This is a genomic window from Pararhizobium sp. A13 (genome assembly GCF_040126305.1).
Classification (GTDB): domain Bacteria; phylum Pseudomonadota; class Alphaproteobacteria; order Rhizobiales; family Rhizobiaceae; genus Pararhizobium.
Genome location: NZ_CP149510.1, coordinates 3,823,014 through 3,848,950, shown reverse-complemented (window position 1 = coordinate 3,848,950; position 25,937 = coordinate 3,823,014). Strand labels below are relative to the sequence as shown.

Annotated in this window: 25 protein-coding genes; 8 read left to right on the top strand and 17 right to left on the bottom strand. The window is 61.3% G+C overall.

The features are described 5' to 3' along the window. The first annotated feature begins 89 nt into the window (after positions 1–89). The 3 genes from WI754_RS18850 to WI754_RS18840 all read left to right on the top strand — a co-directional run bounded on the left by WI754_RS18850 (position 90) and on the right by WI754_RS18840 (position 6,514). Positions 90–2,537 carry an FAD-dependent oxidoreductase gene (locus WI754_RS18850; RefSeq protein ID WP_349434971.1) on the top strand — a complete coding sequence of 816 codons (2,448 nt, stop codon included), beginning with the start codon at positions 90–92 and terminating at the stop codon, positions 2,535–2,537. Next, entirely contained in the window at positions 2,534–4,981 is a 2,448-nt protein-coding gene (locus WI754_RS18845) for an FAD-dependent oxidoreductase (protein ID WP_349434970.1), read from the top strand. Before WI754_RS18850 ends, WI754_RS18845 begins: the two co-directional genes overlap by 4 nt. Before the next feature lie 300 nt (positions 4,982–5,281). Then, positions 5,282–6,514 carry an aromatic ring-hydroxylating dioxygenase subunit alpha gene (locus WI754_RS18840; protein ID WP_349434969.1) on the top strand — a complete coding sequence of 411 codons (1,233 nt, stop codon included), beginning with the start codon at positions 5,282–5,284 and terminating at the stop codon, positions 6,512–6,514. Here the strand turns inward: WI754_RS18840 and WI754_RS18835 are convergent. After that, complete coding sequence (locus WI754_RS18835; protein ID WP_349434968.1) at positions 6,511–6,972, bottom strand: Lrp/AsnC family transcriptional regulator; 462 nt, start codon at positions 6,970–6,972, stop codon at positions 6,511–6,513. The two genes, WI754_RS18840 and WI754_RS18835, sit on opposite strands and share 4 nt — an antisense overlap. Before the next feature lie 104 nt (positions 6,973–7,076). Between WI754_RS18835 and WI754_RS18830 the strand changes: the two genes are divergently transcribed. Further along, positions 7,077–7,646, top strand: coding sequence for a cysteine hydrolase family protein (locus WI754_RS18830; RefSeq protein ID WP_349434967.1), 570 nt, complete (start codon positions 7,077–7,079; stop codon positions 7,644–7,646). On the opposite strand, the gene WI754_RS18825 is transcribed toward WI754_RS18830, so the two are convergent. After that, positions 7,643–8,167, bottom strand: a complete 525-nt coding sequence (locus WI754_RS18825) for a hypothetical protein (protein ID WP_349434966.1) — start codon at positions 8,165–8,167, stop codon at positions 7,643–7,645. The two genes, WI754_RS18830 and WI754_RS18825, sit on opposite strands and share 4 nt — an antisense overlap. 161 nt (positions 8,168–8,328) lie before the next feature. Between WI754_RS18825 and WI754_RS18820 the strand changes: the two genes are divergently transcribed. Continuing rightward, positions 8,329–8,829, top strand: coding sequence for a ferritin-like domain-containing protein (locus WI754_RS18820; RefSeq protein ID WP_349434965.1), 501 nt, complete (start codon positions 8,329–8,331; stop codon positions 8,827–8,829). A 42-nt stretch (positions 8,830–8,871) separates the two neighbouring features. Here WI754_RS18820 and WI754_RS18815 read toward each other — a convergent pair whose 3' ends face one another. From WI754_RS18815 to WI754_RS18765, 11 genes are all read right to left on the bottom strand, one after another. Further along, positions 8,872–9,942 (bottom strand): ABC transporter substrate-binding protein, encoded by a 1,071-nt coding sequence (locus WI754_RS18815; protein WP_349437869.1) that lies wholly within the window; start codon positions 9,940–9,942, stop codon positions 8,872–8,874. 38 nt (positions 9,943–9,980) lie between these two features. Further along, positions 9,981–10,646 carry a siderophore-iron reductase FhuF gene (gene fhuF / locus WI754_RS18810; RefSeq protein ID WP_349437868.1) on the bottom strand — a complete coding sequence of 222 codons (666 nt, stop codon included), beginning with the start codon at positions 10,644–10,646 and terminating at the stop codon, positions 9,981–9,983. 103 nt (positions 10,647–10,749) lie between these two features. Then, positions 10,750–12,939, bottom strand: coding sequence for a TonB-dependent siderophore receptor (locus WI754_RS18805; protein WP_349434964.1), 2,190 nt, complete (start codon positions 12,937–12,939; stop codon positions 10,750–10,752). Positions 12,940–13,191: 252 nt separating this feature from the next. After that, the gene (locus WI754_RS18800; protein ID WP_349434963.1) at positions 13,192–14,619 is read right to left on the bottom strand and encodes a gamma-aminobutyraldehyde dehydrogenase; all 1,428 of its coding nucleotides are present in this window, start codon (positions 14,617–14,619) and stop codon (positions 13,192–13,194) included. 72 nt (positions 14,620–14,691) lie between these two features. Then, positions 14,692–15,504 (bottom strand): ABC transporter permease, encoded by an 813-nt coding sequence (locus tag WI754_RS18795; protein WP_037158596.1) that lies wholly within the window; start codon positions 15,502–15,504, stop codon positions 14,692–14,694. Then, entirely contained in the window at positions 15,494–16,444 is a 951-nt protein-coding gene (locus WI754_RS18790; protein WP_349434962.1) for an ABC transporter permease, read from the bottom strand. The genes WI754_RS18795 and WI754_RS18790 overlap by 11 nt, the downstream gene beginning before the upstream one ends. Continuing rightward, positions 16,441–17,439 (bottom strand): ABC transporter ATP-binding protein, encoded by a 999-nt coding sequence (locus WI754_RS18785; protein ID WP_349434961.1) that lies wholly within the window; start codon positions 17,437–17,439, stop codon positions 16,441–16,443. The genes WI754_RS18790 and WI754_RS18785 overlap by 4 nt, the downstream gene beginning before the upstream one ends. A gap of 193 nt (positions 17,440–17,632) precedes the next feature. Beyond that, complete coding sequence (locus WI754_RS18780) at positions 17,633–18,793, bottom strand: ABC transporter substrate-binding protein (RefSeq protein ID WP_349434960.1); 1,161 nt, start codon at positions 18,791–18,793, stop codon at positions 17,633–17,635. Between the two features lie 127 nt (positions 18,794–18,920). After that, positions 18,921–19,832, bottom strand: coding sequence for a LysR family transcriptional regulator (locus tag WI754_RS18775; RefSeq protein ID WP_349434959.1), 912 nt, complete (start codon positions 19,830–19,832; stop codon positions 18,921–18,923). Between the two features lie 3 nt (positions 19,833–19,835). Further along, a complete protein-coding gene (locus WI754_RS18770) occupies positions 19,836–20,120 on the bottom strand; it encodes a type II toxin-antitoxin system RelE/ParE family toxin (RefSeq protein WP_349434958.1) in 285 nt (94 codons plus the stop codon). 3 nt (positions 20,121–20,123) lie between these two features. After that, the gene (locus tag WI754_RS18765; RefSeq protein ID WP_349437867.1) at positions 20,124–20,378 is read right to left on the bottom strand and encodes a type II toxin-antitoxin system ParD family antitoxin; all 255 of its coding nucleotides are present in this window, start codon (positions 20,376–20,378) and stop codon (positions 20,124–20,126) included. A gap of 130 nt (positions 20,379–20,508) precedes the next feature. On the opposite strand from WI754_RS18765, the gene WI754_RS18760 reads away from it, so the two are divergent. Next, positions 20,509–21,426 (top strand): alpha/beta hydrolase, encoded by a 918-nt coding sequence (locus WI754_RS18760; protein WP_349434957.1) that lies wholly within the window; start codon positions 20,509–20,511, stop codon positions 21,424–21,426. Here WI754_RS18760 and msrA read toward each other — a convergent pair whose 3' ends face one another. Further along, a complete protein-coding gene (gene msrA, locus WI754_RS18755; protein WP_349437866.1) occupies positions 21,427–22,071 on the bottom strand; it encodes a peptide-methionine (S)-S-oxide reductase MsrA in 645 nt (214 codons plus the stop codon). Positions 22,072–22,352: 281 nt separating this feature from the next. Here msrA and WI754_RS18750 point away from each other — a divergent pair, with 281 nt between their 5' ends. Then, on the top strand, positions 22,353–22,766 hold the full coding sequence (locus WI754_RS18750; protein ID WP_349434956.1) for an ACT domain-containing protein: 414 nt from the start codon (positions 22,353–22,355) through the stop codon (positions 22,764–22,766). On the opposite strand, the gene WI754_RS18745 is transcribed toward WI754_RS18750, so the two are convergent. Further along, positions 22,759–24,759, bottom strand: coding sequence for a CocE/NonD family hydrolase (locus tag WI754_RS18745; RefSeq protein ID WP_349434955.1), 2,001 nt, complete (start codon positions 24,757–24,759; stop codon positions 22,759–22,761). The genes WI754_RS18750 and WI754_RS18745 overlap by 8 nt on opposite strands. A 62-nt stretch (positions 24,760–24,821) precedes the next feature. Between WI754_RS18745 and WI754_RS18740 the strand changes: the two genes are divergently transcribed. Next, on the top strand, positions 24,822–25,157 hold the full coding sequence (locus tag WI754_RS18740; protein WP_349434954.1) for a PAAR domain-containing protein: 336 nt from the start codon (positions 24,822–24,824) through the stop codon (positions 25,155–25,157). A 47-nt stretch (positions 25,158–25,204) separates the two neighbouring features. On the opposite strand, the gene WI754_RS18735 is transcribed toward WI754_RS18740, so the two are convergent. Further along, positions 25,205–25,651 (bottom strand): type II toxin-antitoxin system VapC family toxin, encoded by a 447-nt coding sequence (locus WI754_RS18735; RefSeq protein ID WP_349434953.1) that lies wholly within the window; start codon positions 25,649–25,651, stop codon positions 25,205–25,207. Further along, on the bottom strand, positions 25,651–25,896 hold the full coding sequence (locus WI754_RS18730) for a type II toxin-antitoxin system Phd/YefM family antitoxin (RefSeq protein ID WP_349434952.1): 246 nt from the start codon (positions 25,894–25,896) through the stop codon (positions 25,651–25,653). The genes WI754_RS18735 and WI754_RS18730 overlap by 1 nt, the downstream gene beginning before the upstream one ends. Positions 25,897–25,937 lie beyond the last annotated feature (41 nt).

Here is a 25,937-nt window from a genome sequence, read left to right as displayed (position 1 = left end):
TCGAACTCTTCGATCAATAAAGCGAATTCTGACCGCTTGATACTGGTGCGCTTCGTTGCCAAAACTTCCCTCCAAACAAGGGAACAGACATGTCGAATTTGCCGTCTCATGCGCGCGTCGTGATCATCGGGGGAGGTGCGGTCGGGGCCTCTGCGCTCTACCATCTGGCCAAGGCCGGATGGAGCGATTGCGTGCTTTTGGAGAAGAACGAGCTGACGGCCGGATCGACGTGGCATGCGGCGGGCAACGTGCCGACCTTTTCGTCCTCCTGGTCGATCATGAACATGCAGCGCTATTCGGCATCGCTCTATCGCGAGCTTGGCGATCTCGTCGACTATCCGATGAATTACCACGTCACCGGCTCGGTCCGGCTTGGCCATTCGAAGGAGCGGCTGCAGGAGTTCAAGCGCGTCGTCGGCATGGGCCGGTATCAGGGCATGGATCTCGATATCCTCACGCCCGACCAGATCAAGACGCGCTATCCCTTCATCGAGACGCATGACCTCACTGGCGCGCTCTACGATCCCTATGACGGCGATATCGATCCGGCGCAGTTGACGCAGGCGCTGGCGAAAGGCGCGCGCGACATGGGCGCGAAGATTTTTCGGTTCTGTCCCGCCACCGGCGCCCGCCGGGAAAACGATGAGTGGATTCTTTCGACGCCGCAGGGCGATATCCGCTGCGAATATGTCGTCAACGCCGCCGGCTACTATGCCCGCGAAGTCGGCAAGTGGTTCGGCCGCGACGTGCCGATGATGGTGATGAGCCATCAATATATGCTGTTCGAGGAAATTCCGGAGCTCGCTGCCTGGTCGAAGGAGGTCGGTCACAAGTTGCCGCTGCTACGTGACGTGGACAGTTCCTATTACCTGCGGCAGGAAAAGACCGGGATGAACCTCGGTCCCTATGAGCGCAATTGCAAGGCGCATTGGGCGACGCCGGACGACCCGATGCCGGAGGATTTCTCCTTCCAACTCTTCCCGGACGATCTGGAGCGGCTGGAATGGTATCTGAACGATGCCGTCGAGCGTGTGCCGATTCTCGGCACGGCGGGCCTGTCGCGGATGATCAACGGGCCGATCCCCTATGCACCGGATGGTAACCCGCTGATCGGGCCGATGCCGGGCGTGCCGAATGCCTTCGAGGCCTGCGTCTTCACCTTCGGCATCTGCCAGGCGGGCGGGGCCGGCAAGGTGCTGGCCGAATGGGTGACGGAGGGCCAGACGGAGTGGGACATGTGGTCCTGCGATCCGCGCCGCTTCACCAGTTTTGCGGCCCAAGACTATTGCATCGCCAAGGGCATGGAAGTCTATGGCCACGAGTATGCGATGCATTTTCCGAAGCATGCCTGGCCGGCCGGCCGCAACAGGAAGTTGTCGCCGATCCACGACCGGATGGCGGCACTCGGCGCGCAGTTCAAGCCCTACAACGGCTGGGAGCGCGCCAATTGGTACGCCCAGCCAGAGGACGACACGTCCGAGGAATCAACGCAGACCTGGAACCGTGCTGGTCCGTGGGCGAAGCGGATCGAGGAGGAATGTCTTGCGGTCACGCATGCGGCCGCCATTCTCGATCTTCCTGGTTTCTCGCGTTACCGGCTGAAGGGCGAGGGCGCCCGCGACTGGCTGCTGGGTCTTATCACCGGCAAGGTGCCGAAGCCCGGCCGCATCGGCCTTGCTTATTTCTCCGATGACAAGGGACGCATCGTGACGGAGATGTCAGTCATGGCGCTGGAGGAGGATTTCTTTTTCCTGATCACCGCGGCGACCGCGCAGTGGCATGATTTCGAGTGGCTGAAAAAGCATCTACCGAAGGATGCGGCGTTTACGCTCGACGATGTGACCGACAATTTCACCTGCCAGATTCTTTCAGGGCCGAAGTCACGCGAGTTACTCGCGGAAGTCTCGGACGCCGATCTTTTCAAGGGCTGGCTAACGCATCAGTCGGTGCAGATCGCCGGCCGCTGGTGCCAGCTGGTGCGGGTGTCCTTTGCCGGTGAACTCGGCTGGGAGATTCACACAAAGATCGACGATACGGCCGCGATCTTCGATGCGGTCTGGGCGGCCGGACAGAAATATGGGCTGAAACCCTTCGGCATGGAGGCGCTCGACAGCTTGCGCATCGAGAAGGGGTATCGGGCCTGGAAGGGCGATCTTTCGACTGACTACACCATCCTGCAGGGCGGTCTGGAGCGTTTCGTCGATTGGGCAAAGCCGGACTTCAAGGGCAAGGCGGCGCTTGAGCGCGAGAAGCAACAGGGCGTGACCAAGCGCTTCGTCACGCTGGTGGTGCATGCCGGAGAATGCGATGCACCCTACATGTCGACGCTCTGGCATGACGGCAAGGTGGTCGGTGAAACAACCTCGGGCAACTGGGGTTACCGTATCGGCAAATCCGTGGCGCTCGGCATGCTGCGTGCCGATTTGACGGAGCCCGGAACCGAGGTCGAAGTCGAAATCTACGGCGATCGTTTCAAGGCAATCGTGCAGGCCGATGAGCCGTTGTTTGATCCCAAGAATGAAAGACTGCGCGGATGAGCAAGGCGATCCCCAAAAAGGCGAGAGCCGTCATCATCGGCGGTGGCGTGTCCGGCTGTTCCATCGCCTATCATCTGGCCAAACTCGGCTGGACCGATGTTGTTCTGCTCGAACGCAAGCAGTTGACATCCGGCACGACCTGGCATGCGGCCGGCCTGATCGGCCAGCTGCGCGCCTCGCAGAACATGACGCGGCTCGCCAAATATTCGGCCGATCTCTACACCAAGCTGGAGGCCGAGACCGGTATTGGCACGGGCATGCGCCAATGCGGTTCGATCACGGTTGCGCTGACCGAGGAGCGCAAGCAGGAAATCTACCGCCAGGCCTCGCTCGCCCGCGCCTTCAATGTCGATGTGCGCGAGATCACGCCCCGCGAAGTCAAGGAGATGTATCCGCATCTCAACGTCTCGGACGTGGTGGCCGCCGTGCATCTGCCGCTCGACGGGCAGTGCGATCCGGCCAATATCGCCATGGCGCTCGCCAAGGGCGCGCGGCAGAACGGAGCGACGGTTCTCGAAGGCGTCAAGGTGACGGCCGTTCACAAGAAGGATGGCCGGGTGTCCGGCGTCACCTGCGTGCAGAACGGCGAGACGTTCACCATCGAGACCGAGAACGTCGTCAACGCTGCCGGAATGTGGGGGCGCGAGCTTGCCAATATGTCCGGCGTCACCGTGCCGCTGCATGCCTGCGAGCATTTCTATATCGTCACCGAGCCTGTCGCGGGGCTGAAGTCGCTACCGGTGCTGCGCGTGCCGGATGAGTGCGCCTATTACAAGGAAGATGCCGGCAAAATGCTGCTCGGGGCCTTCGAACCGGTGGCCAAGCCCTGGGGCATGGACGGCATCCGTGAGGATTTCTGTTTCGACCAGCTGCCTGAGGATTTCGACCACTTCGCACCGATCCTCGAAAAGGCGGTCAACCGCATGCCAATGCTGGAAACAGCTGGCATCCATACCTTCTTCAACGGCCCCGAAAGCTTTACGCCGGATGACCGCTACTATCTCGGCGAGGCACCGGAGCTGAAGGGCTATTGGGTCGCGGCCGGCTACAATTCGATCGGCATCGTCTCCTCCGGCGGCGCCGGCATGGCGCTGGCGCAATGGATGAACGATGGCGAGCCGCCGTTTGATCTCTGGGAAGTCGATATCCGCCGGGCGCAGCCGTTCCAGAAGAACCGCACCTACCTCAAGGAGCGCGTGACCGAGACGCTTGGACTGCTCTATGCCGACCACTTCCCCTATCGCCAGATGGCGACTGCGCGCGGGGTTCGCCGCACGCCTTTGCACGAGCACCTGAAGGCACGCGGCGCCGTGTTCGGTGAAGTGGCGGGCTGGGAACGAGCCAACTGGTTTGCCAGGCCTGGCCAGGAGCGGGAATACACATACAGCTGGAAGCGACAGAACTGGTTCGAAAACCAGAGGGAAGAGCATCTGTCGATCCGCAATGGCGTCGGCCTGATCGACATGACCTCCTTCGGCAAGATCCGCGTCGAGGGCCGCGATGCGCTTGCCTTCCTGCAGCGACTCTGCGCCAACCAGATGGATGTGGCTCAGGGCCGCATCGTCTACACGCAGATGCTGAACGCCCGCGGCGGCATCGAGAGTGATCTGACGGTTACCAGGCTCTCCGAAACGGCGTTCCTGCTGGTCGTTCCCGGCGCCACGCTGCAGCGTGATCTTGCCTGGTTGCGCAGGCACATTGCCGACGAATTCGTCGTCGTCACCGACGTCACAGCCTCGGAATCCGTGCTCTGCGTCATGGGGCCGAAGGCGCGTCACCTGATGCAGAAGGTGAGCCCGAACGACTTTTCGAATGCGGCGCACCCTTTCGGCACGGCGCGGGAAATCGAAGTCGGCATGGGCCTCGGCCGCGCCCACCGCGTCACCTATGTCGGCGAACTTGGCTGGGAACTCTACGTCTCCACCGACCAGACGGCGCATGTGTTCGAGACACTGGAGGAAGCGGGCAGGGATGTCGGGCTGAAGCTCTGCGGCATCCATACACTCGACAGCTGCCGCATCGAAAAAGCCTTCCGCCATTTCGGTCATGACATCACCGACGAGGACCATGTGCTGGAGGCCGGGCTCGGTTTTGCCGTCCGCCCGCAGAAGGGCGATTTCATCGGCCGTGACGCGGTGTTGAGGAAACAGGAAGCGGGTTTGTCTCGCCGGCTGGTGCAGTTCAAGCTGACCGATCCGGAGCCGCTTCTGTTCCACAACGAGGCGGTGGTGCGCGACGGGAGGATCGTCGGCACGGTGACCTCGGGCAACTACGGCCACCACCTCGGCGGCGCCATCGGCCTCGGCTATGTCCCTTGCGAGGGCGAGAGCGAGGTGGATATGCTTGGTTCATCCTACGAGATCGAGATCGCCGGAACGCGGGTGAGGGCAGAGGCGTCGCTTGCGCCGATGTACGACCCGAAGGCGGAGCGGGTGAGGATGTGATGATGACGATGGACAGATCGGCATTTGCCGCCAGTACCCCCCTCTGTCACTGCGTGACATCTCCCTCTCAAGAGAGGAGATTGGCGGCTGTTCCGGCTGCGCTGCGCACCAACTCCGCAAAGTATCTGCAAGTCCCGTTGCTTGCTGTTTTAGAAGGGGCAATCTGCTTGTTGCCGATCTCCCCCCGTGAGGGGGAGATGTCACGAAGTGACAGAGGGGGGTCCGCCAAGCGCTCTTCACCCCATGGCATGCGCGCGCCGGAACGCGGGTTTTCCGGGCAGTCTTTCCGGAGGCATCACCATGCTCGCACCTGACACCAAAAACACCGCCGTACCGTCCGCCGACCGCATCAACCAGCTCGTCGCAGCCCACAAGCCGGGCCACGGCCTTGCGCGTCCTTTCTACATGGACCCGGAAATTTATGAGTGCGATCTGGAGCGCGTGTTCCGCCGCCACTGGCATTGCGTCGCGCATGAGAGCGTCATCCCGAAGCCGAACGATTTCGAAGTCTTCCGGATGGCCTCCGAGCAGGTGATCGTCACGCGCCATGCAGACGGCACGGTGCATGCGCTGCTCAACGTCTGCCGCCATCGCGGCGCCGAGGTCTGTACCAAAGACAAGGGCAATGCCCGCGTCTTCGTCTGTCCCTACCATGCCTGGACCTATGGCAATGACGGGAGCTTGAAGGCCGCCCGGCTGATGCCGAAGGATTTCAAGCGGGAGGATCATGGGCTGAAGACGCTGCACGTCCGCGTCGTTGAGGGGCTGATCTTCATTTCCTTTGCCGAGAACCCGCTCGACTTCGCCGACGTCGAAAATCTCCTGCATGCCACCTGCGGCCAATATGGCTGGGGACAGGCAAAGGTGGCGCATCGGCAAAGCTATCCGGTCGACGCCAACTGGAAGCTGGCGGTGGAAAACTATGTCGAGTGCTACCATTGCGGCCCGGCACATCCGGAATATTCGCAAACCCATGCGCTCGAACAACCGCTGCACATGATCGAGGCGCTGAACGCGGCGATGGAGGAACGCACCTGCGCGCTCGGCATCCAGGTTGGCTCCGGCGATCACTGGCAGACGTCTGAAAACGGCAAGGAAACCATTCACGCCTTCCGCTATGCACTTTATGACGGCGTCAAGACCGGCAGCCAGGACGGATCGCCGCTCAGCACGCTGATGGGCCGTTTTACGGAATTCGATGGCGGTGTCACCTCCGTCCATCTCGGTGGCACCTCGTTCCTCGTCTGCTACCCCGACCATGGCATGATCTACCGCTTCATTCCGAAGGGGCCGGAAGCCTGCGAGATGGAGCTGATCTGGCTCGTCAATGGCGAGGCCGAGGAGGGCAGGGATTATGATCTTGCCAAGCTCACCTGGCTCTGGACGGTGACCACCGACGAGGACAAGGCGATCATCGAACACACGTCGCGCGGCGTCCGCTCGCACTATTTCGTGCCCGGCCCCATCGCGCCGATGGAGCAGAACGAGCTGCGCTACATCAACTGGTATCTGGATGAGATCAACCGGGCTTAGCCGCCGCGCCGGTCAAAATGCGTGCGGAGTGCCACATGGGTCTGGGCCGTTGCAACGCCCGGAATGGTGACGATCTGCCGCCGGATGACGTCGAGATCGCCATTTGATCCGCATTCGACCAGCAGCATCAGATCGGTGGCGCCCGCCAGCGACCAGCAACTGACCACCTGCGGGATGCCGGAAATATGCGGCACGATATGGTCGCAATTCTTGCCCTGCTGGAAACTGACGGCAACCAGCGCCCGCACTCCCGGATCGAGTGCCTCGGTCCCAAGACGGACCGTATAACCGGCAATCACATTCTTGCTTTCTAGCCGGCGCAACCGCTCGTGGACCGCGCTGCGCGACAGGCCGCTGCGTTTGGCGAGCGCGACGAGGCTCTGGCGGGAATCACTGCGCAGGGCGGCGACAAGCAGGCGGTCCTTTTCATCCAGTTCGATCATTTCGTCGCCCTTCATGCATTCTGCCGGACAAACGACCGGTTCTCCACCGTCGTGCTCGGTGAAACCGGATGAAATGGCAACTAGACTTTGCTTGCAACAGGCGAAGGAGAGATTGCCCCATGAAACTTTCTGACAAGACGGCGTTGATACCGGTGGACATGCAGCAGGCCTTCGACCGCGCACTATGGCCGGCGCGGTGGAACGACAAGGTCGATGCCAATGGGCTGGCCCTTCTGTCGGCATGGCGTGCAACGGGGCGCCCGATCATCCATGTGCGGCACGACAGCATCCAGGAGGGTTCGTCGCTTTGGCCGGAAAGCCCGGGCAACGCTTTCCGGCCCGGTTTCGAGCCGCAATTCGGTGAGCCATTGGTGACCAAGAGCGTCAACGCTGCCTTCATCGGGACTGACCTCGATCTGCGCCTGCGGCGCGTGGGGATCGACACCATCGTCGTGTTTGGCATCTCGACGGACATGTGCGTTTCGACGACGGTGCGGGTCGGCTCCAATATGGGTTACAAGGTCATCCTTGTGGAAGACTCCTGCGACTGTTTCGATCTCGCCGATAGCCGTGGCGCCAGGATCGCCGCCGCCGATATTCATCAAGCGCATGTGGCGACGCTTCGCGCGGAATTCGCGACGGTCGTCACGACCGCTGAGATACTGGGAGGGCTCGAAAGCGTTGCCTAGGGCAAGCGCCCGCGGACTTCGGTCACCCGATACGACCATTTGGGCGCCGTCGGCTCTACACCGTAGCGGTTGGGGAAGGTGAAGAAAGTCTCGAAGTTCTGACTCTGGCCCGCAGGAATGCGCGCCAGAATGAGGGCCGCGTCCTCGCCGAGCGTCTTGCACTGGTTTTGCGGGCAATCCTCCAGCGTTACCGACAGCCTGAAATAGTCGAGATTGAAGCCGCTTTTATTGACGATCGTGCCGGTCGCACGATAGCTCGTGTCCGGCCGGTTGCGCGCGAACGCCAGTCCTTCAACGGAGATGTCCTCCGGCGTCAGTGCCGGTTGGATCTGCTGTCTGCTCTGATCGGTCTCCGCGTTGGGAGCATTGTTGCCTTCACTGATCCAGACGATGAAGGCAATGATCAGCCCGACTGCGACTATCAGACTGAGTGCTGGTTCGGCAAAACGCTGGAAGCGCGATGAACGCATGGCGAAATAGACAATCAACAGGCCTGCAAGCGCAGGAAATATCCAAATCATCACGGTCCTCCCCCTCTTTATATAGGCGGGGCATCGGCGCGAGGGAAGCGGGGTGCGGGGCAGGGCGATGATTGTCATGCAAGGCGGAACAAAGGGCGGGGTAACCCGTTTCCCGCAGGTCGCCCCCGACACGGGACAATCACGCAAAAAGGAAGATACCAATGGCAGAAAAAGCCCTGGAAGACCTGTTTCATGATCTGTTGAAGGATGTCTACTACGCCGAACGCAAGATTCTGAAGGCCCTGCCGAAAATGGCCAAGGGCGCCCAGAGCCCGAAACTGAAAGCGGCATTCGAAAAGCATCGCGACGAAACCGAAGGCCAGATCGAACGTCTGCAGCAGGTGTTCGAAATCTTCGGCAAGCGTGCCGTCGGCAAGACCTGCCCGGCTATAGACGGGCTCATCGAGGAAGGCGAGGAAATTCTCGATGACTTCAAGAACTCACCGGCTCTCGATGCCGGTCTCTTGGCTGCGGCGCAGGCGGTCGAGCATTATGAAATGGCCCGCTACGGCGCGTTGAAGACCTGGGCGGCAATGCTCGGTCTCAAGGATGCGGTCAAGCTACTCGATGAAACGCTGCAGCAGGAAGGCAAGACCGATCACGACCTGACGGCATTGGCCGAAGCCTCGGTCAATGCGACGGCTCTCAAGAAGGCCGCGTAACAGACCTCGTCAAAATGGCCGGATTTGGATCCGGCCATTTTCTCATTTCAGGCTGACCCAGTAGGAGCCGTTGAAGGGAACGGCGGCGAAGCGCTCATTGATTTCCTTCATGCTCTTGTCCGGATCGACATCCGCAAACAGGCCCGGCCGCAGCCAACGGGCAAAGGCCTCGGCAGCCAGAATGTTGAGCGGCACGGCGTTGAAAAAATTCCACAATCCATGCACACGGCCCGTCTGTACGCCGGAGAGATTGGCGAGCACCGGACTCTTTACCGCTTCGCCGAGCGTCTTGCGCGCCTCTTCTGCCGTTACGCCCGGGCCGACGGAAAAGACGCTATAGGTGCCACCAGGTGATGCGGTGGCGATATAGACTTCCGGGTCCGCAGCAATCAGATATTCACTGCTGACGATGCCACCCTGGCGCGGCAGGTTCTTGTTCGCGATATTGCGGCTGCCGGTGATGCCGATGAATTCGCCAAGGCCGCTGGTGCCATAGGCATAGCAGCAGCGATCGGGGTTGGGGAAGGCGTCCATCAGCACGGTTGGGCCGGGATTGGGATCGGCCGCGACGCGATCGGTGATGCGCTTCAGGTGTTCCTCGTAGAAATCGGCGAAGGCGTTTGCCTGTTCCTCGCGCTCGAGGATCTTGCCAAGCAGGCGCATGTTGCCGGGCGTGTTCTTTAAGGGGTCGCTGTTGAAGTCGACCACGAACACCGGAACACCGGTTGTTTCCAGATAGTCGATCGCCCGCTTGCCGAGTTCGGTATCGGCCTGCCAGTTCGCCATGATGGCAAGGTCTGCCTTCAGCGACAGGATGGTCTCGAAGGACATGCCGTCACCGGTGCCGTCGCCGATGATCGGTACGTTGGCAAGGGCCGGAAATTTCGCGACGAAGTCGTTGTAAATCTCCGGGTTGTCGCCCTTCATGTCGCCAGACCAGCCGGCGAGCAGGCTGACCGGATCCGGGTGGATCAGCGACAGCGCCACGAGATTAAAGCCGCTGCCGAGCAGGATCGCTTTCGGCTTTGCCTTGATCGTCACCTGCCGGCCGATCCCGTCGGTGAGCCTCATTGGCCAACGCTCCTGTGCAGTCACCAAGGTGGCAAAGGCCATAAACAGGCCGAGGGTCAGGAGAAAAAGGCGCTTCACAATCATTGCTTTCTTTGGGCCGGCAATGCGCAGAGGTCGCCGCAGCTCGGAATACCGGGCAGCAGGTAGCGCAGGCAGCAGACTTTGCGGCGGCACACGGTCTCTCTGCCTTCGGCCTCGTGGCGCAGGCAGCCGAGGAAGGGGTTGGCCGATCCATCGGGCAAATGCGGCTCGGAAAAGAGTGGCCGTGAGGCCCAGGCATCGCCGTCGCCCGCGCGTTCTCGCTCGGTCGCGTTGAAGGCGTAGTCGATGTAGACCGCCGCGTTGTTCCAGGCAAGTTTCGGCGCAATGCCACCATGCGCCTTCAGTTGCGCGACGACTTCGGCGAGATGCTGGCTGACCAGAGGCATCACGAAGGACAGGAGATCGCCGTCTTCGCCTTCGCTCCAATCTCCCACACCGGCGAGCCCCAAGGCGCGGGGCAGCCCGTCCTCGGCAAGAGCGATCGTCATGTTTTGCGCGGCGACCGGCAATGCACGATCGGCCCGGCGCGCGACGATGTAGGGGATTGTCAGGGTCGAAAAATAGTAGAGCGACCACATGGAGGCGACCGCGCGCCGATCGGTGCCGCCATGCGTGGCGGCATAAGTGTTAAGCGCCGCTGAAAAGCCGCCGGAGCGGAAGAATTCATCCAATGGAACGGCGTCTTCCAGTTCCGAGGACAGCATCAACTTCTCGCCGCACCAGGCATGTTCGCCGGCAAAGACCGCCTTCAGGCTCGATGGCCCGAATGCGGTCTTGTCCTCATGGTTGGCGGTCGCTGTCAAAATCTCACCAGCTGTATTTCAACGAGCCGATCACGGCGCGGCCCTGGTCGCGGTAGCAGAAACCTGCCGAGCAAACCGCTTCGCGCCGATCGAAGACATTCGTGGCGTTCACCTGCAGACGCAGGCCTTCATACTTCTTGTCGAGAGCTGCGAAGTCATAGTGGGCGGCGGCATCGAACAGGACGCGGGAGGAGTTGCGCGTCGTGTTCTGGTCGTTGCCGTAGCTGGATCCGAGGAAGCGCGCGCCGGCGCCAAAGCCAAGGCCGGCGCCCACGCCATCCGCAGGCAAGGTGTAGTCCGCCCAGATCGAAGCCATGTGGCGCGGCACGGAGGAGACGTAGTTGCCGACCGTATCCGCCGGGCCTTCGGTGATCTTGGCGTCGGTATAGGTGTAGGAGGCGACCAGCGACAAACCGTTGTCGAGGCTGGTATTCGCCTCGATCTCGAAGCCGCGGGACCGCACTTTGCCGCGCTGCACCTGAACGTTCTCGGGTCCGCTCCCCAGGTCCAGAACCTCGTAGTAGAGGCTGTTCTTCTGGTCGATATTGAACAGGGCGGCGGTGATCATCGTATTGCTGCTGGGTAGCAGATACTTGACGCCAATTTCTTCCTGTTCGCTCTCTGTCGGCTTGAATGGCTGGTTCGTTTCCCTGTTGATTCCGGCATTGGGCGCGAAGGCGGTAGAATAGCTGATATAGGGCGCCAGACCGAAGTCGGTCTCATAGGTCAGGCCGATGCGGCCGGAAAATTCCTTGTCCTTCTGGGACACCGTGCTCAGGGTGTCCGTGGTCAGGTCGGTCGTGTCCGTGTCGGTCGAGACCCAGTCGTAGCGTGCGCCGGCCGTCAGCGCCCAGGCGTCGTAGCGGATCTGGTCCTGCACATAGGTGCCGAGCTGCCACTGGTCCTGCACGACGCGGCTGGTGAAGTCGATCGGATCGGTCGGGCGGCCTACCGTCGGATTGTTTGTATCGAGCGGCGGCGTGAAGCCGGTGCCGGAAAGCGAACGGAAGCGCAGCTTGGTGTAGTCGATGCCTGCAAGCAATGTGTGGTCCAGCGCGCCGGTATCGAACTGCGCTTCCAGCTGGTTGTCGATCACGAAAGCCGTCAGGCGCTCATCGAACGTGCCGGCGCTGCTGTCGAGCAGCGTCGGATCGACGGCGTTCGGCGCATAGGCGAAGGCCCAGTCCGTGTCGATATTCAGCGTGGAGACACGCATGTTCTGGCGGAACGTGAATGTCTCGTTGAGACGGTGCTCGAATTCGTAGCCGATACGGGCCTGCTTCTGTACCGAATCGTTGAAATCCGGATTGCCGGCGAAAATATCCGTCACTTCGCCAGTCAACGGATCGTTGTAGTACGCGGCAGAACCGCCGGTCTTGGTGCGTGAATATTCACCCAGGATCGTCAGCTTTGTGTCTTCGTCCGGCTTCCAGGTGAAGGCCGGGGCAATATAGACGCGGTCATCGGGAACGCTCACTTGCTCGGTGTCGGCGTCACGCAGCAGGCCGGTCATGCGGTAGTAGACCGGGTCGGTTTCGTTGACCGGGCCCGAGAAATCGAACTGCCCCTGGTAACGGTTATCGGTGCCGTATTGTAGCTGCAGTTCATGCAGCGGCACTTCGGTCGGCCGCTTGGTGATCAGGTTGAAGAGACCACCGGCGCCGGATGCGCCGTAGAGCGCCGACGAGGGGCCGCGCAGGATGGAGACACCTTCGAGACCATAGGGCTCGGTCTTGAACAGCGAAGAACTGGCGCCCGGTTGGCGCAGGTTGTCGCGAAACACGCCAGTATAGGTGACGTCGAAGCCACGCACCGTGAACGAATCGAAGCGCGGATCGAAACCATAGGCGCCGACACGAGAACCCGGCGTATAGGCGAGCGTGTCGAGAAGGGTCTGCGGGTTGCGGTCCTTCAACTGCTGTTCCGTTACCGACGAGATCGATTGCGGCGTCTGCAGGAAGGGCGTGTCGACCTTGGCGCCGGTGGCACTGCTCGTGCCGACATAGCCATCGGCGGTGATGACGCCGCCGCTGCCGCCGGTGACGGTCAAGGCTTCGAGCGTCGTCGCCCCGTCACTCGTCGTTGCGGCTTGCTCTGCATCCTGCGCGAATGCCACCAGCGACAAGGCGAGCAGCGAGGTGCCGGCGAGGGCGAAACGGACGGTGGACCGAATGGGGTAACGAAGATGGGGCATGTCATGCACTTTCTGGACAGGCGAGATAAGATGAGTTTCTTTATCAAGATTCCTTTCGCGGAAAAGTGAATTTTATGATTATTATAGTCATGTTTTGTCGTTTGTGGGATTTGCGCAACATTTGAGCGGGCGCTTTATAAAATTTCGAAGAAGAACGCGAAAACCGAAAAGGCCACGGTGCGAAAACCGTGGCCTTTTCATATGGATAACCAACTGAGCGTGAGGTGAACTGTCAGTCGCCGCTGGCCGTGGCTAGCCGTGATTGATCATGACGTGGCGCACGGCTGTGTAGTCTTCCAGCGCATAGATCGACATGTCCTTGCCGTAGCCGGACTGCTTGACGCCACCATGCGGCATTTCATTGGTCAGCATGAAGTGGGTGTTGATCCAGGTGCAGCCATATTGCAGGCGGGATGCGGCCTTCATCGCCTTGGTGATATCCTTGGTCCAGACCGAGGAGGCAAGGCCGTAGTCGCTGTCGTTCGCCCAGGTGACGGCCTGGTCATTGTCGGTGAAGCGGGTGACCGAGACGACGGGGCCAAAGACTTCGCGGCGGACGATCTCGTCTTCCTGGGTGGCGCCCGCGACGACGGTCGGCTGGAAGAAGAAGCCGTCCTTGCTGCCGAGGTCACCACCGGTGGTGATCTGGATATGCTTCTGTTCGCTCGCGCGCTCGACGAAGCTCGCCACCCGGTCGCGCTGGCGTTTGGAAATGAGCGGGCCGATCTCGTTTTCGGTGTCGTCGGCGAGATTGTATTTGATCGTCGAGACGGCGGCGGTGAGGTCGGCGACCAGCTTCTCGTAGATGCCGTCCTGCGCATAGATGCGGCAGGCGGCGGTGCAGTCCTGGCCGGCATTGTAATAGCCGAAGGTCCGGATGCCACTCACGACAGCTTCGAGGTCGGCGTCGTCATAGACGATCACCGGGGCCTTGCCACCGAGTTCGAGATGGGTGCGCTTGACCGTCTTCGCGGCCGCCTGCAGCACCTTCTTGCCCGTGGCGATATCGCCGGTGATTGAGACCATGCCGATCTTCGGATGGTTGATCAGGGTATTGCCGACCGTTTCGCCGCGCCCGAGAATGACGTTGACGACGCCTTCCGGCAGAATATCGGCGAGCAGCCGCGCCATCTTCAGTGCCGTCAGCGGTGTCTGTTCCGACGGCTTGAAGACGACGGTGTTGCCGCCTGCAATCGCCGGCGCCAGTTTCCAGGCCATCATCATCAGCGGATAGTTCCAGGGCGCGATCGAGCCGACGACGCCTATGGGATCGCGGCGGATCATCGAGGTGAAGCCTGGCAGGTATTCGCCCGCAACAGGCGCGTGCATCGAACGCACCGCGCCGGCGAAGAAGCGCCAGCAGTCGATGATCGCCGGCAGCTCGTCATTGCGCACGGCATTGATCGGCTTGCCACAGTTCAGGGCTTCGAGGGCGGCGAAGTTATCGGCGTCCTTTTCAATCGCATCGGCGATCTTCAGCAGATAGCCGGATCGCTCGCTGGGTGTCGTCATCGACCACGTGACAAAGGCCTTCTCGGCCGCATCGACGGCGCGCTCGATTTGCGATTGCGAGGCTTCCGGCAGGTCGATGATTTTGGCACCGGTCCGCGGATTGAGGATCAGTTCCTCTGCTTCGGTTCCGGCTTCGAATGTCGATCCGATCAGCAATTGTGTATCCATGTCCGTTCTCCCTTTTTCTGGCGTCTGTTTTAGTCGGAAAACCGTGTCCAATTTTCCGAAACAGGCGCGTGACTATTTGCCGGCACCGGCGATCTGGTCGCCGTCGCGCGTGAGGTAATAGGCCGCCAGGATCGGCAGGAACGTCACCAGCATCACCACCATGGCGACGACATTGGTGACCGGCCTCTGGCGCGGGCGAATGAGTTCTTCGAGCATCCAGATCGGCAGCGTCGACTGCTGGCCGCCGGTGAAGGTGGTGACGATGACCTCGTCGAAGGACAGTGCGAAGGCGAGCATGCCGCCGGCCAGAAGCGCCGTGCCGATATTCGGCAGGATGACATGGCGGAACGTCTGGAAACCGTCGGCGCCGAGATCCATCGAGGCCTCGATCAGCGAACCGGAGACGCGGCGGAAGCGGGCGACGGCATTGTTGTAGACGACGACGATGCAGAAGGTCGCGTGGCCGAGAACGATGGTCCAGAAGGAGAAGGGGATATCGGCCATCGAGAAGGCCGAGCGGAGCGCAATGCCGGTGATGATGCCGGGAAGCGCGATCGGCAGGATGACGAGCAGCGAGATGGTTTCGCGGCCGAAGAAGCGCGTCTGGCTGACGGCGGCCGCGCAGAGCGTGCCAAGCACGAGGGCAATCGCTGTGGCGATCGTCGCGACCTTGACCGACAAAGTGAGTGCTGCCCAGACATCCGGCCGGTTCCAGGTGACGGCAAACCATTGCAGCGTCAGCCCCGGTGGCGGGAACTGATAGCTCTTTTCCTCCGTCGTGAAGGCATAGAGGAAGATCAAGAGGATCGGAATATGCAGGAAGGCGAGCCCGCCGATGGCGGCGATCTTCAGGCCGAGCGGTGCAGATGAGCGGTCAGAGCGCATCGAAGGCCCCCATGCGTTTGGCCATCCACAGATAGAGGCCCATGATGACGATCGGCACGACGGTGAAGGCGGCGGCGAGCGGGATGTTGCCGGCCGTGCCCTGCTGCGCATAGACGGCCTGGCCGATGAACAGGCGCGACGAGCCGACGATCTGAGGGATGATGTAGTCGCCGAGCGTCAGCGAGAAGGTGAAGATCGAGCCGGCGACGATGCCGGGTAGCGCCAGCGGAAAGAGCACATGCCGGAATGTCTGCTGCGGCGTGCCGCCGAGATCGGACGAGGCCTCGATCAGATTGGCGGGCACGCGCTCAAGCGCTGCCTGGATCGGCAGGATCATGAAAGGCATCCAGACATAGACGAAGACGAGGAAGGTGCCGGTATAGCTGACCGAGAGCGAATTGCCGCCGATGATGGGAAGCGAGAGCCAGCCGTCGAGCAGCCAGAGCAGGTTGAGTTTGGTGAAGGCCCAGGTGAGGATGCCTTCCTTGGCGAGGATCAGCTTCCAGGCATAGATCTTGACGAGGTAGCTCGACCAGAGCGGCAGCATCACGCCGAGATAGAAGACGGCCTTCCATTTCCCCTTGGCATAACGCGCCGCGTAATAGGCGATCGGGAAGGCGATCAGCGCCGAAAACAGCGTGACCGCGGAGGCCATCGTGACCGTGCGGACGATGATGTCGAAATTGGCATTCGACAGCAGCTGCTTGTAGGTCGCAAGCGTGAACTCGTAATTGATCAGCCCGGAGAAATCGTCGATCGAGAAGAAGCTCTGCAGCAGAAGCGCAAACAGCGAGCCGAGATAGATGATGCCGAGCCAGAGGACGGGCGGTCCGAGCAGCACGGCGAGCAAGACGTGCGGGTGCTTCCAGAGGAAGTCTGAAATTCGTCCGGTCAGGCGGGGCCTGTTCGGCAGGATGGTCTGCGTGGAGGCGAAGGTCATGCAACCTCCATCAAGTGAAGGTCGTTGCGCGAGAAGGCGAGCTGCACGTGCGCGCCGATATCGGGTACGGGCATGGCGGCGGGGCTGGCGACGATGATCCTTTCTCCGGCGCAGTCGACGCTGACGCGGTTGACCGCGCCGAGGAAGCTGTGGGCGGTGACAGTGCCGGGCAGGGTGAGTTGCTCTGCCCAGGAGATGCCGATGGCAATCGCTTCCGGGCGCAGGCTTGCGGCGGCGGCGGGTACCCCGAGCTTGGCGCAGATGGCGCTGGACAGGATGTTGGACGAACCGACGAAATCGGCGACGAAGCGGGTCTGCGGCCGCTGGTAGATATCTTCCGGCGTGCCGAGTTGCTGGATCTTGCCGTCGTTGAACACGGCGATGCGGTCTGCCATCGACAGGGCCTCGCCCTGGTCGTGGGTGACGAAGACGAAGGTGATACCGAGCGATTTCTGCAGGCTCTTCAGCTCTTCCTGCATCTGCTCGCGCAGCTTGAGGTCGAGCGCACCGAGCGGCTCGTCGAGCAGCAGCACCTTCGGCTTGTTGACGAGGGCTCGGGCAAGTGCCACGCGCTGGCGCTGGCCGCCGGAGAGCTGGCCCGGACGGCGCTGGCCGTAGCCCGGCAGCTTGACCATCGCGAGCGCATCCTCGGCCGCCCTGCGGCGTTCTTGCCTCCCGACGCCCTTGACCATCAGGCCGTAGGCGACGTTGTCGAGAATGGAGAGGTGCGGGAAGAGGGCATAGTCCTGGAACACCGTATTGACGCTGCGGCGATAGGGCGGCACGCCCTCGGCGGTTTCGCCGAAAATCTCGATATGGCCGTCGGTGGGTTGCTCGAAGCCGGCCATCAGCCGCAGGCAAGTGGTTTTGCCGGAACCGGAAGGGCCGAGCATGGCGAAGAATTCGCCGGCTGCGACTTCAAGGTCGACCGCATCGACGGCCTTGACAGTGCCGAAGTGGCGGGAGACGTTTTCGAACAGGACGGCGGCGGTCATGGGTCTTCCTTGCTCCGCAAGCTATTGATTGGGTTATCACACAGGTCGCGGTGATCTCCCCCCTTTGAGGGGGAGATGTCGGCATCGCCGACAGAGGGGGTAAGCCCGCTCCGCATGTGAGGAGAGTTTACCCCCCTCTGTCACTTCGTGACATCTCCCCCTCCAGGGGGGAGATCAGATCCGAGTTTGCCGTTTACCGGCCGCCAATGACGCCGATATAGTCCGACACCCAGCGGTGATAAGGCACGCATTCGCCCTGGCTCTCGCATTTTGAAACCGGCGTCTTCCAGAACTTGACCTTCTCGAAGTCGTTGTAGCCGTTGGCAGCGCAACCTTCGTCGGTCAGGAGTTCATTGCCCTTGCAGGCGGCCGGTACCGAAGGAACGGTGCCGAACCAGGCCGAGACGTCGCCCTGAACCTTGGGTGACAGCGAGTGTTCCATCCACATATAGGCGCAGTTGGGGTGGGCGCTTTCGGCATGCAGCATGGTCGTGTCAGCCCAGCCGGTAGCACCCTCTTCCGGGAAGACGGAGGCGATCGGCTGCTTTTCGGCCTTCAGGAGGTTGACCTGGAAGGGCCAGGAGCCGGAGGCGACGACACCTTCGTTCTTGAAGTCGTCGATCTGGATCATCGCGTCATGCCAGTAGCGGTTCGCCAGCGTGCGCTGGACGCGAAGCAAGTCGAGGGCTGCTTTGTACTGGTCCTCGTTGAGTTCGTAAGGGTTCTTGATGCCGAGTTCCGGCTTATGGAACATCAGGTAGTTGGCGGCGTCGGCCACATGGATCGGGCCGTCATAGGCCTGGACGCGGCCCTTGTTGGACTTGCCGTCCGGCAATGCCATCTCTTCGAACACGACGTTCCAGCTCTTCGGCGCTTCGCCCTTGAAAGCTTCGGTGTTGTACATCAAGACGTTCGGGCCCCAGACATAGGGCGTGCCGTAGTGCGTGCCGTTCACCGTATGCCAGGGCGCGTTCTGAAGACGCTCGTCGATGGTCGACCAGCTTGGGATGAGGGCGGTGTTGATCGGCTGGACGCGCTTGCCAGCAACCAGCCGCAGCGACGCGTCGCCCGAGGCGGTGACGAGGTCGAAGCCGCCTTCGTTCATCAGCGCGACCATTTCATCCGAGGTTGCCGCGGTCTTGACGCTGACCTTGCAGCCGGTGTCCTTTTCGAAGCCGGTGACCCAGTCATAGGCCTTGTCGGTCTCGCCGCGCTCGATATAGCCGGCCCAGGCGACGATCGACAGTTCGCCTTCGCCCTTGCCGAGTTCCTTCAGCGGCTCCTGAGCAAAAGCGTGGGTGGCGAAAGCGAGCGAAAGGGTGAGCGCGGTGCAGGATTTCAGAATCTGCTTCATCTTCAGTCTCCCGGTTTGGTCCGTATTTCACGGTTCTGTTCCCAGAAGAAAAGGTGCCTCTATTTTGCCACTTTCGCAAATTCATTAATCAGAATGTTGCTATCGGTTTTACCGATATCGATCGAATTTACCGGGACCTGCCACTGCGCAGGGCCTCTGCAATCCCGATGAAGTCTTTTGCCGATTGCGGCAACCCGGATCCCTTGCGCCAGACCATGCCGACCTGGACCACGGGGAGAGCGCCGGAGACGTCCCGGCTTTCGATCCGGTCGCCTTCCAGCGACCACGGCCGGTAGACGAGATCGGGCAAAAGGGCGATGCCGGCGCCGGTGGCGACCAGGCTGCGCACCGCCTCGACCGAGCGGGTGCGGAAGGCGACATGCGGGCGGGCGCCGAGCGCGGTCAAAAGCTTGCCGGTATTCTCTTCGATTTCATCGACCGTCAGCATGATCAACGGCTCTTTGGCGATATCGGCAACGGAGATGATATCAGCGGAAACCAGCGGATGTCCGAGCGGCAGCCAGAGGCGATAGGGCGAAGTCTCGATGATTTCTGCTTGCAGCGCCATGCGGTCGCGCAGGTTGGAAATGACCATGACGGCAACATCGAGCTCGCCGCCGACCAGCAGATGTTCGAGATAGGAGCCATTGTCTTCGATGGCACTGACCTCGACTTCCGGGCAAGCGCGGCGATAGCGGGCAAGGAGATCGGAGAGGACGTAGCCGGCAACGAGCGAGGTCACGCCAAGATTGAGCTTGCCGCCGGTGCGCGATTCTCGTTCCTGTGAAAACGACCGTCGCGCATCCGATACGCCTGCAAGGATCTTGGTCGCATGGCGCAGGAACTGGTGGCCGTTATGGGTGATGTGCAACCCGCGCGGATGCCGTTCGAACAACTCGACGCCCAAGTCCGTCTCCAATTCCTTGACTGCTTCGGTTATCGACGATTGCGAGATCGACAGGTTCTGCGCCGCCCGGGTAATGGAGCCCTGTTCGGCGACGGCGACGAAATATTGGAGCTGACGGAGGGTGAAGGCCATGGCCTAGCTAACACGGGCAGAGGGGGGAGTGGCAAGAATGCGGACTGTATCGTTCTCGACAAGGAACGCAACCGACGCGCGACGTTCAAAGCCAGTGATGCGCAGGTCTGGATGAAGATCGTCGCGCAGCGTACCGCGAAGGGGAAAATCCGCAAGGGCCATGCATGCCTGTTCGATACGATCGATATATGCGTCCGCTGGTTGGAGGCCGCTGTTTGTCGCGATGTAGCGATAGAGTGCGATAAGATCGTTTTCCGCTGCGGGACGAAAGACGACTTTATACGTCACAGCTTACCTTCCCTCAGCATGGCGAGAGCGAAGGCGCGCGAAAACGTCTGCCGCCGGAACATCGGGCCGAGGATCGTTTATCGCTTCTAGAATTTTGGCGCGCATGATTTCGTCCAAAGCTGCCTCTTCGCGATCAAGGGCGCGCAAACCTGCGCGCACGACTTCGCTTGCCGATTCATACGCGCCTGACTGTAGGCGCGCATCCAGAGAGGCTTGCTGCTTGCCGAGAGTTACGGTGATGGGTTTGCTTGTTCGCATAGCGCTGAAATTAGAACGACAGCATGACATTGTCATACTCGAAAGTGTCGGAAGTTCCAGAATGTCGGATTGAGGACAGAACCCACCAGAATTCCAGCTATGGTGGGTCATTGCTCAGGATGGATCGCGCATGACAACACACCGCCTTTTCCCCACCGAACCCGGTATCCTCAGTTTCCACAAGCGCTGCGAAGAATTTTATCCCGTCGATGCCGTCGACGCGCCGATCAAGCAACAGCGCAGATGGTACGACGCGCTTTGCGCCGAGTTCGATGCGCCATCGCCGCAAGGACTGGCGCGGCAGGATGAGAAGGTCAGCGGCCGTATTCCCGTGCGGCGCTATCGACCGGCGGATATCGCGACACAAACGCGGATTTTCTACATCCATGGCGGCGGCTTCGTGGTCGGGTCGCTCGAAAGCCATGATGCCATCTGCGCGGAGATCGCTCATGCGGCGCGGGCCGAGCTGGTGTCAGTCGATTACCGGCTGGCGCCGGAGCATGTCTGGCCGGCGGCGTTCGACGATTGTTTTGAAGTGCTGATCTCACTGCTTGCCGATGGCCATCCGCTGGTTGTTGCGGGCGACAGCGCCGGTGGCAATCTGGCGGCGGGGATTGCGCTGAAAGCCAAGGCGGAGGTCGTTGGCGGTATCGTCGGGCAGGTGCTGATCTATCCGGGGCTCGGTGGCGACCTGACGTCGGGCTCCTATGCCGAAATGGCCGAGGCGCCGGGCCTGTCGGCGGCGGACGTAGCCTATTATCGGGACGTCTTGCAGGCACCGGCTGACAGCGCCTTTGCACACCCGCTGAAGGCAGAGGATTTCTCCGGCCTGCCTCCAGCCTATATCACATCAGCGCATTTCGATCCGTTGCGCGATGACGCAGCTCTTTATGCCGAGCGGCTGATCGCTGCCGGCGTGAATGTGACCTACCGCGATGAGCCGCAGATGATCCATGCCTGGATGCGCGCCCGTCATATGAGCGCGGGCGCGCAGGAAGGTTTCCGTCAGATTTGCCTCGGGGTCAGCGGTCTCGTTGGAACGCTTTAGCTAACCCTTGGCTTTCAGGACCAGAACCGGCTTTGGGCTGAATTTCGCCGGGAACAGTGCTTTCAGGTTTTCGATCTTCGGCATGTCGTTGTAGACGATGTAGGGGTAGGTCGGATTGAGCGTCAGGAAATCCTGGTGATATTCCTCGGCCGGATAGAAGGCGGCCATATCCGAGACCTTGGTGACGACCGGTTCGCCGAATACCTTAGCCTTGTCGAGCTGGGCGATATAGCTTTGCGCGATCTTCTTCTGCTCACCAGTGGTGGTGAAGATTTCCGAGCGGTATTGCGTGCCGTGGTCTGGGCCCTGATAGTTCAACTGCGTTGGATTATGCGCCACCGAGAAGAAGATCTGCAGCAGCTGACCGTAGGTGACCTCTTTCGGATTGTAAGTGATCTCGACTGACTCTGCGTGACCCGTATCACCGCTGCTGACGGTTTCGTAGACGGCTGTGTCTTTCGTCCCGCCGGAATAGCCGGAGACCGCGTTCTTCACGCCCTTCACATGCTGGAAGACACCCTGCACGCCCCAGAAGCAGCCGCCGGCGAAGACGGCCTTCTCGGTCGTCGCGCTGGCCGTTTCGTCGATCGCCGGAGGAGGAATGACGACGGCTTCCTCGGCGGCGTTGCTGAAAGTTGAGGACATCGCGAAGAGCGCGGCAGCGATCGCGGTTGCGCCAAGGCGGAGGGCGAGGGAGCGTCCGGTCGTTCGCAAGGCTGTTTGTGTTTTGATGGACGGCATGGCATTCCTCCTGTCTGTCGCGGACATAGGCTCACGGCTTGAATCCAACGCGCCTTTGCGTTGTGAGTAAACTGTGGCCTGACGCTCCTTCACGGGTCAAATCGCAAATGCGTGCGTAACGCCAATGTGAGAGGTCGGCCGCAACGCTACACGCTTGTGTGATGCAGAAGGAATGGATGCAGGATATGACGGCTATTACCGATCTCGAAGTGCTCTTGCGCGACATGCGCCCGGACTTGCGTCCCGCAGAATATGTCTATTGCACGGTGCCGGACGCGGAGGCGGGCGACTGGCTTTCGCTGTCGCCGCTCGGCTTCTTCCGCGAGGACGAAGGCCTGACGCTGATCCTCGAGCGCACAGCGGCAGACAAGGCCAGACTGGCTTATGGGCCGGTGATGCGCTGCATCACGCTGACAGTGCATTCCGCGCTTGAGGCTGTCGGATTGACGGCGGCGGTCGCGGCGGCGCTGACGCGGCATGGCATCAGCGCCAATGTGGTCGCGGCCTATCACCACGACCACATTTTCGTGCCGGTGCAGGACGCGGAGCGGGCGCTTGACGCCTTGGCTGAGGCGACGCCCGTCCGATCCTTTACATGAAGTCGCGGGGGATGCGCTTCTCGAAGGTCTTTTCAAAAATCTGCGTGGCGCCTTCAAAGGCCGTTACCGAAGCCGACGTCAGCCATTCCGTTGCTGTGCAGCCGATCCGCGAGACCGAAACGGTCTTGACCGACCAGTTTTCGCGTTTGGCAATGCAGGTCCAGGTCGAGACGCCGGTCATCGACAGGGGATCGTCCGCAGCGATGGTCCACATCTCGTTGCGGATATCCTGAGTGGCAAAGCCGGTATCCGGGTGTTCGAAAAGACCGGTGTCCTCGAAAATATAATAATGCGTCTTGCCGGTCGTCATATCACGCTCGACACGGCGGCTGGTCTTTCCCGCCGCGTGCTCGATATATTTCGGCAGCGGATCGGGATTTGCCGGTTCCGGCATGGTGATGACCTGATGGTCGCCGAGTTTCGGTAGGGCAAGGCCGAGGGAGGCGAGGTCGAGCGTCAGGCCCGGATCGGACGGGGCCGGCAGGACCATCGGCCAGTAGGATGTCGAGAGCGACAGGCGGATGCGGTGGCCGGCGCCGAAGCGGTAGCCGCAGGCATCAAGCACCAGCCGGATTTGCGTCTTCTTGCCCTTCTCCATCGGCTTCGGTTCGGCGTAACCGTCGCGGTGGGCGAGATTGAGGACGCCGAAGGTGACGCGGGTCGCCGTACCATCCGGATGGATATCGACGAGGCGAGCGATGAGGTTTGCCCAATTGCCGTCGCAGGCGAGTTCGACGGTGAGCACCGGCTGGCCGAGATAGTCGACCGCATGCGTCAGCGGCGCGGTTTCGAAGGTGAGCGAGCCGGCATCGTCGATGCGCTGGTCGCCCGCCATTTCGGCGTCCGGCTTCAGCGTGAACCATTCACCCGCCGCTGTCCCGGTATCGAGCGGCGATCTCAGATATGCGTTGTGGTCGTGGGCACCGGCGATCGGCATGCCGTCCTGCAGGCTTCCGAACTGGTCGACATAGAAGCACTGCATTTCCGGCAGTCGCCACTGATCCTTGGCAATCCAGAAACCTGGCTCCACATTGCGGCGGAGCGCCGGCTTCGGGCCGTCAAGAATGAAGGCGCGCATCTGCGGCAAAGCCTCGACGCCGGTGTCTTCGTCGCGCAGCCAGCGATTCCACCAGGCGATTGCTTCGCCGTGGAAATCGGCGCGCGGTTTCGGCCATGCGAAATGTGGATATTTGTGCACCCAGGGGCCGATCAGGGCCTTCACCCGGTCGCCAAGACCTTCAGCGGCTTTCATCGGCGTGTTGCGGTAACCGTCGGCCCAGCCGGCGATAACCATGGCCGGTATCGGGAAGCCATCGAAATCCTCGCAGATCGAGCCGTGTTTCCAGAAACCGTCGCGGCGCTGGTGCTCCAGCCACTCTTCGATGAAGAAGGGCTCCAGCGCCAGGCGCTCCAGCCACATCTGCCTCCACATGTCGCCGACCAGCGCCGGGTCGGGCGAACGGGATTGGTAGGCCAGCATGGTCGCCGCCCAGGAAAGCTGGGCGGAGAGATGCGTGCCATTCTTGTAGTGGATGTCGTCGTTGTAGCGGTCGACGGTCGAGGCGATCGAGATCACCGCCTTCAGAGCAGGCGGCTTCAGCGCCGCCACCTGCAGGCAGTTGAAGCCGCCCCAGGAAATGCCCATCATGCCGACCTTGCCGTTCGACCAGGGCTGTGCGGCGATCCAGGCGATCAGTTCGCAACCGTCGGCCAGTTCGCGCGGTGTGTACTCGCCGTCGATGACGCCGTCGGATTCACCAGAACCGCGGATATCGACGCGAACGCCGGCAATGCCTGCGGCCGCAAAGACCGGATAGGTGGATTCGTCACGCGGGCTGGTGCCGTCACGCTTGCGATAGGGCAGGTATTCGAACACCGCCGGAACGGGGTGCTGATCCGTGCCTTCCGGCAACCAGATGCGCGCGGCCATCCGCGTGCCGTCCTTGAGGACGATCCATTGGTTTTCGATGACGGTGAAATTGCCTGTGGTCATGTCCTGGTCTTTTCTGCATGCTGTCGCGGCCGCATTGTTGGCGGCGTCGCGGGAGGACGAGAATGTTGAAGAGAAATGTTTTGGCAGGCATTTTGATCCTTGCCTTCGCAGTTCCCGCCGTTGCTGACGACGCCCCGCCGCTGCCGGCCTGCGCGCTGTCGGGCGCCACCAGCGTCATGATCGGCGGTCAGCCGGCGTTGCGCATGTCCGATGTCGCTAACTGCCCGCCCGAGCTCTACGAGATCGTGCCGAGCATTTTTATCGAAGGCCAGCCCGTCGTGCATTTTCGCTCGGGCGCCGGCGTGAAGGGAGATTGCTCGGCGAAGGGCGATCCTTCGGTCATGTTGGAAGGCGAGGCCGCACAGCGCACGGGCGACGTCGCCTGCACACCGAAATGACGGCGTTCTTTGCCACGCAAAAAGCACGGTTGCCCTGGAGACGGCGTTCATGTCGTTGGCAAACCTTCGTAGGGATTGAGGCAGGGAACCTCCATCGTTTTGAAGTGGCGGGTGTTGCGCGTCAGCACGGTCAAGTCCTGCGTCATCGCGGTCGCCGCAATCGCCGCATCCTCATAGCCGGGGTCACCGCCAGTTCCATGGGCCTTGTCGAGCAATCGTCCGGTAAGCCGAGCCGTGTGGAGATCGAGCGTCAGGATACGGCTTGCATAGAGATGGACGATGCTGTTCAGCCAGTTGGCCAGATCGCCGGCCTTTTTCGACGCACCCAGTCGCGCGGCCTTCGCAATCCCCAGTTCGACTTCCGAGATGGATATGACCGACAGGAACAGCCTGTTGGAGCTGTCTTCGATCCATTTGCGCACCGCCGCTTCTTCCGGCGCGTGGAGACGTCTTGGGCCGATCACCGACAGGAAGTTCGTGTCGAGCAGGTACATCAAAACGACTGATCGCTCAGCGCACGCGCGGGCTTGCGGTCCGGGATGTCGTCGTCCTCCAGAGGAGAATGGGTGAGCAGCCAGCCGAAACTCGGAACGTCGGAAAGCCGGCGATATTCCTCATAGGACATGATGACGGCCTCCTTGCGACCATGTCTCGTGATGATCGACGCCTTGCCATGCAACGCTTCGTCCACGACGGACGATAGCGTTGCCTTGGCGTCGCGCAGCTGAATTTCCTTCATGGAGCACCTTTAATGACTACTGTGGTCATTTTAGAAGTTTT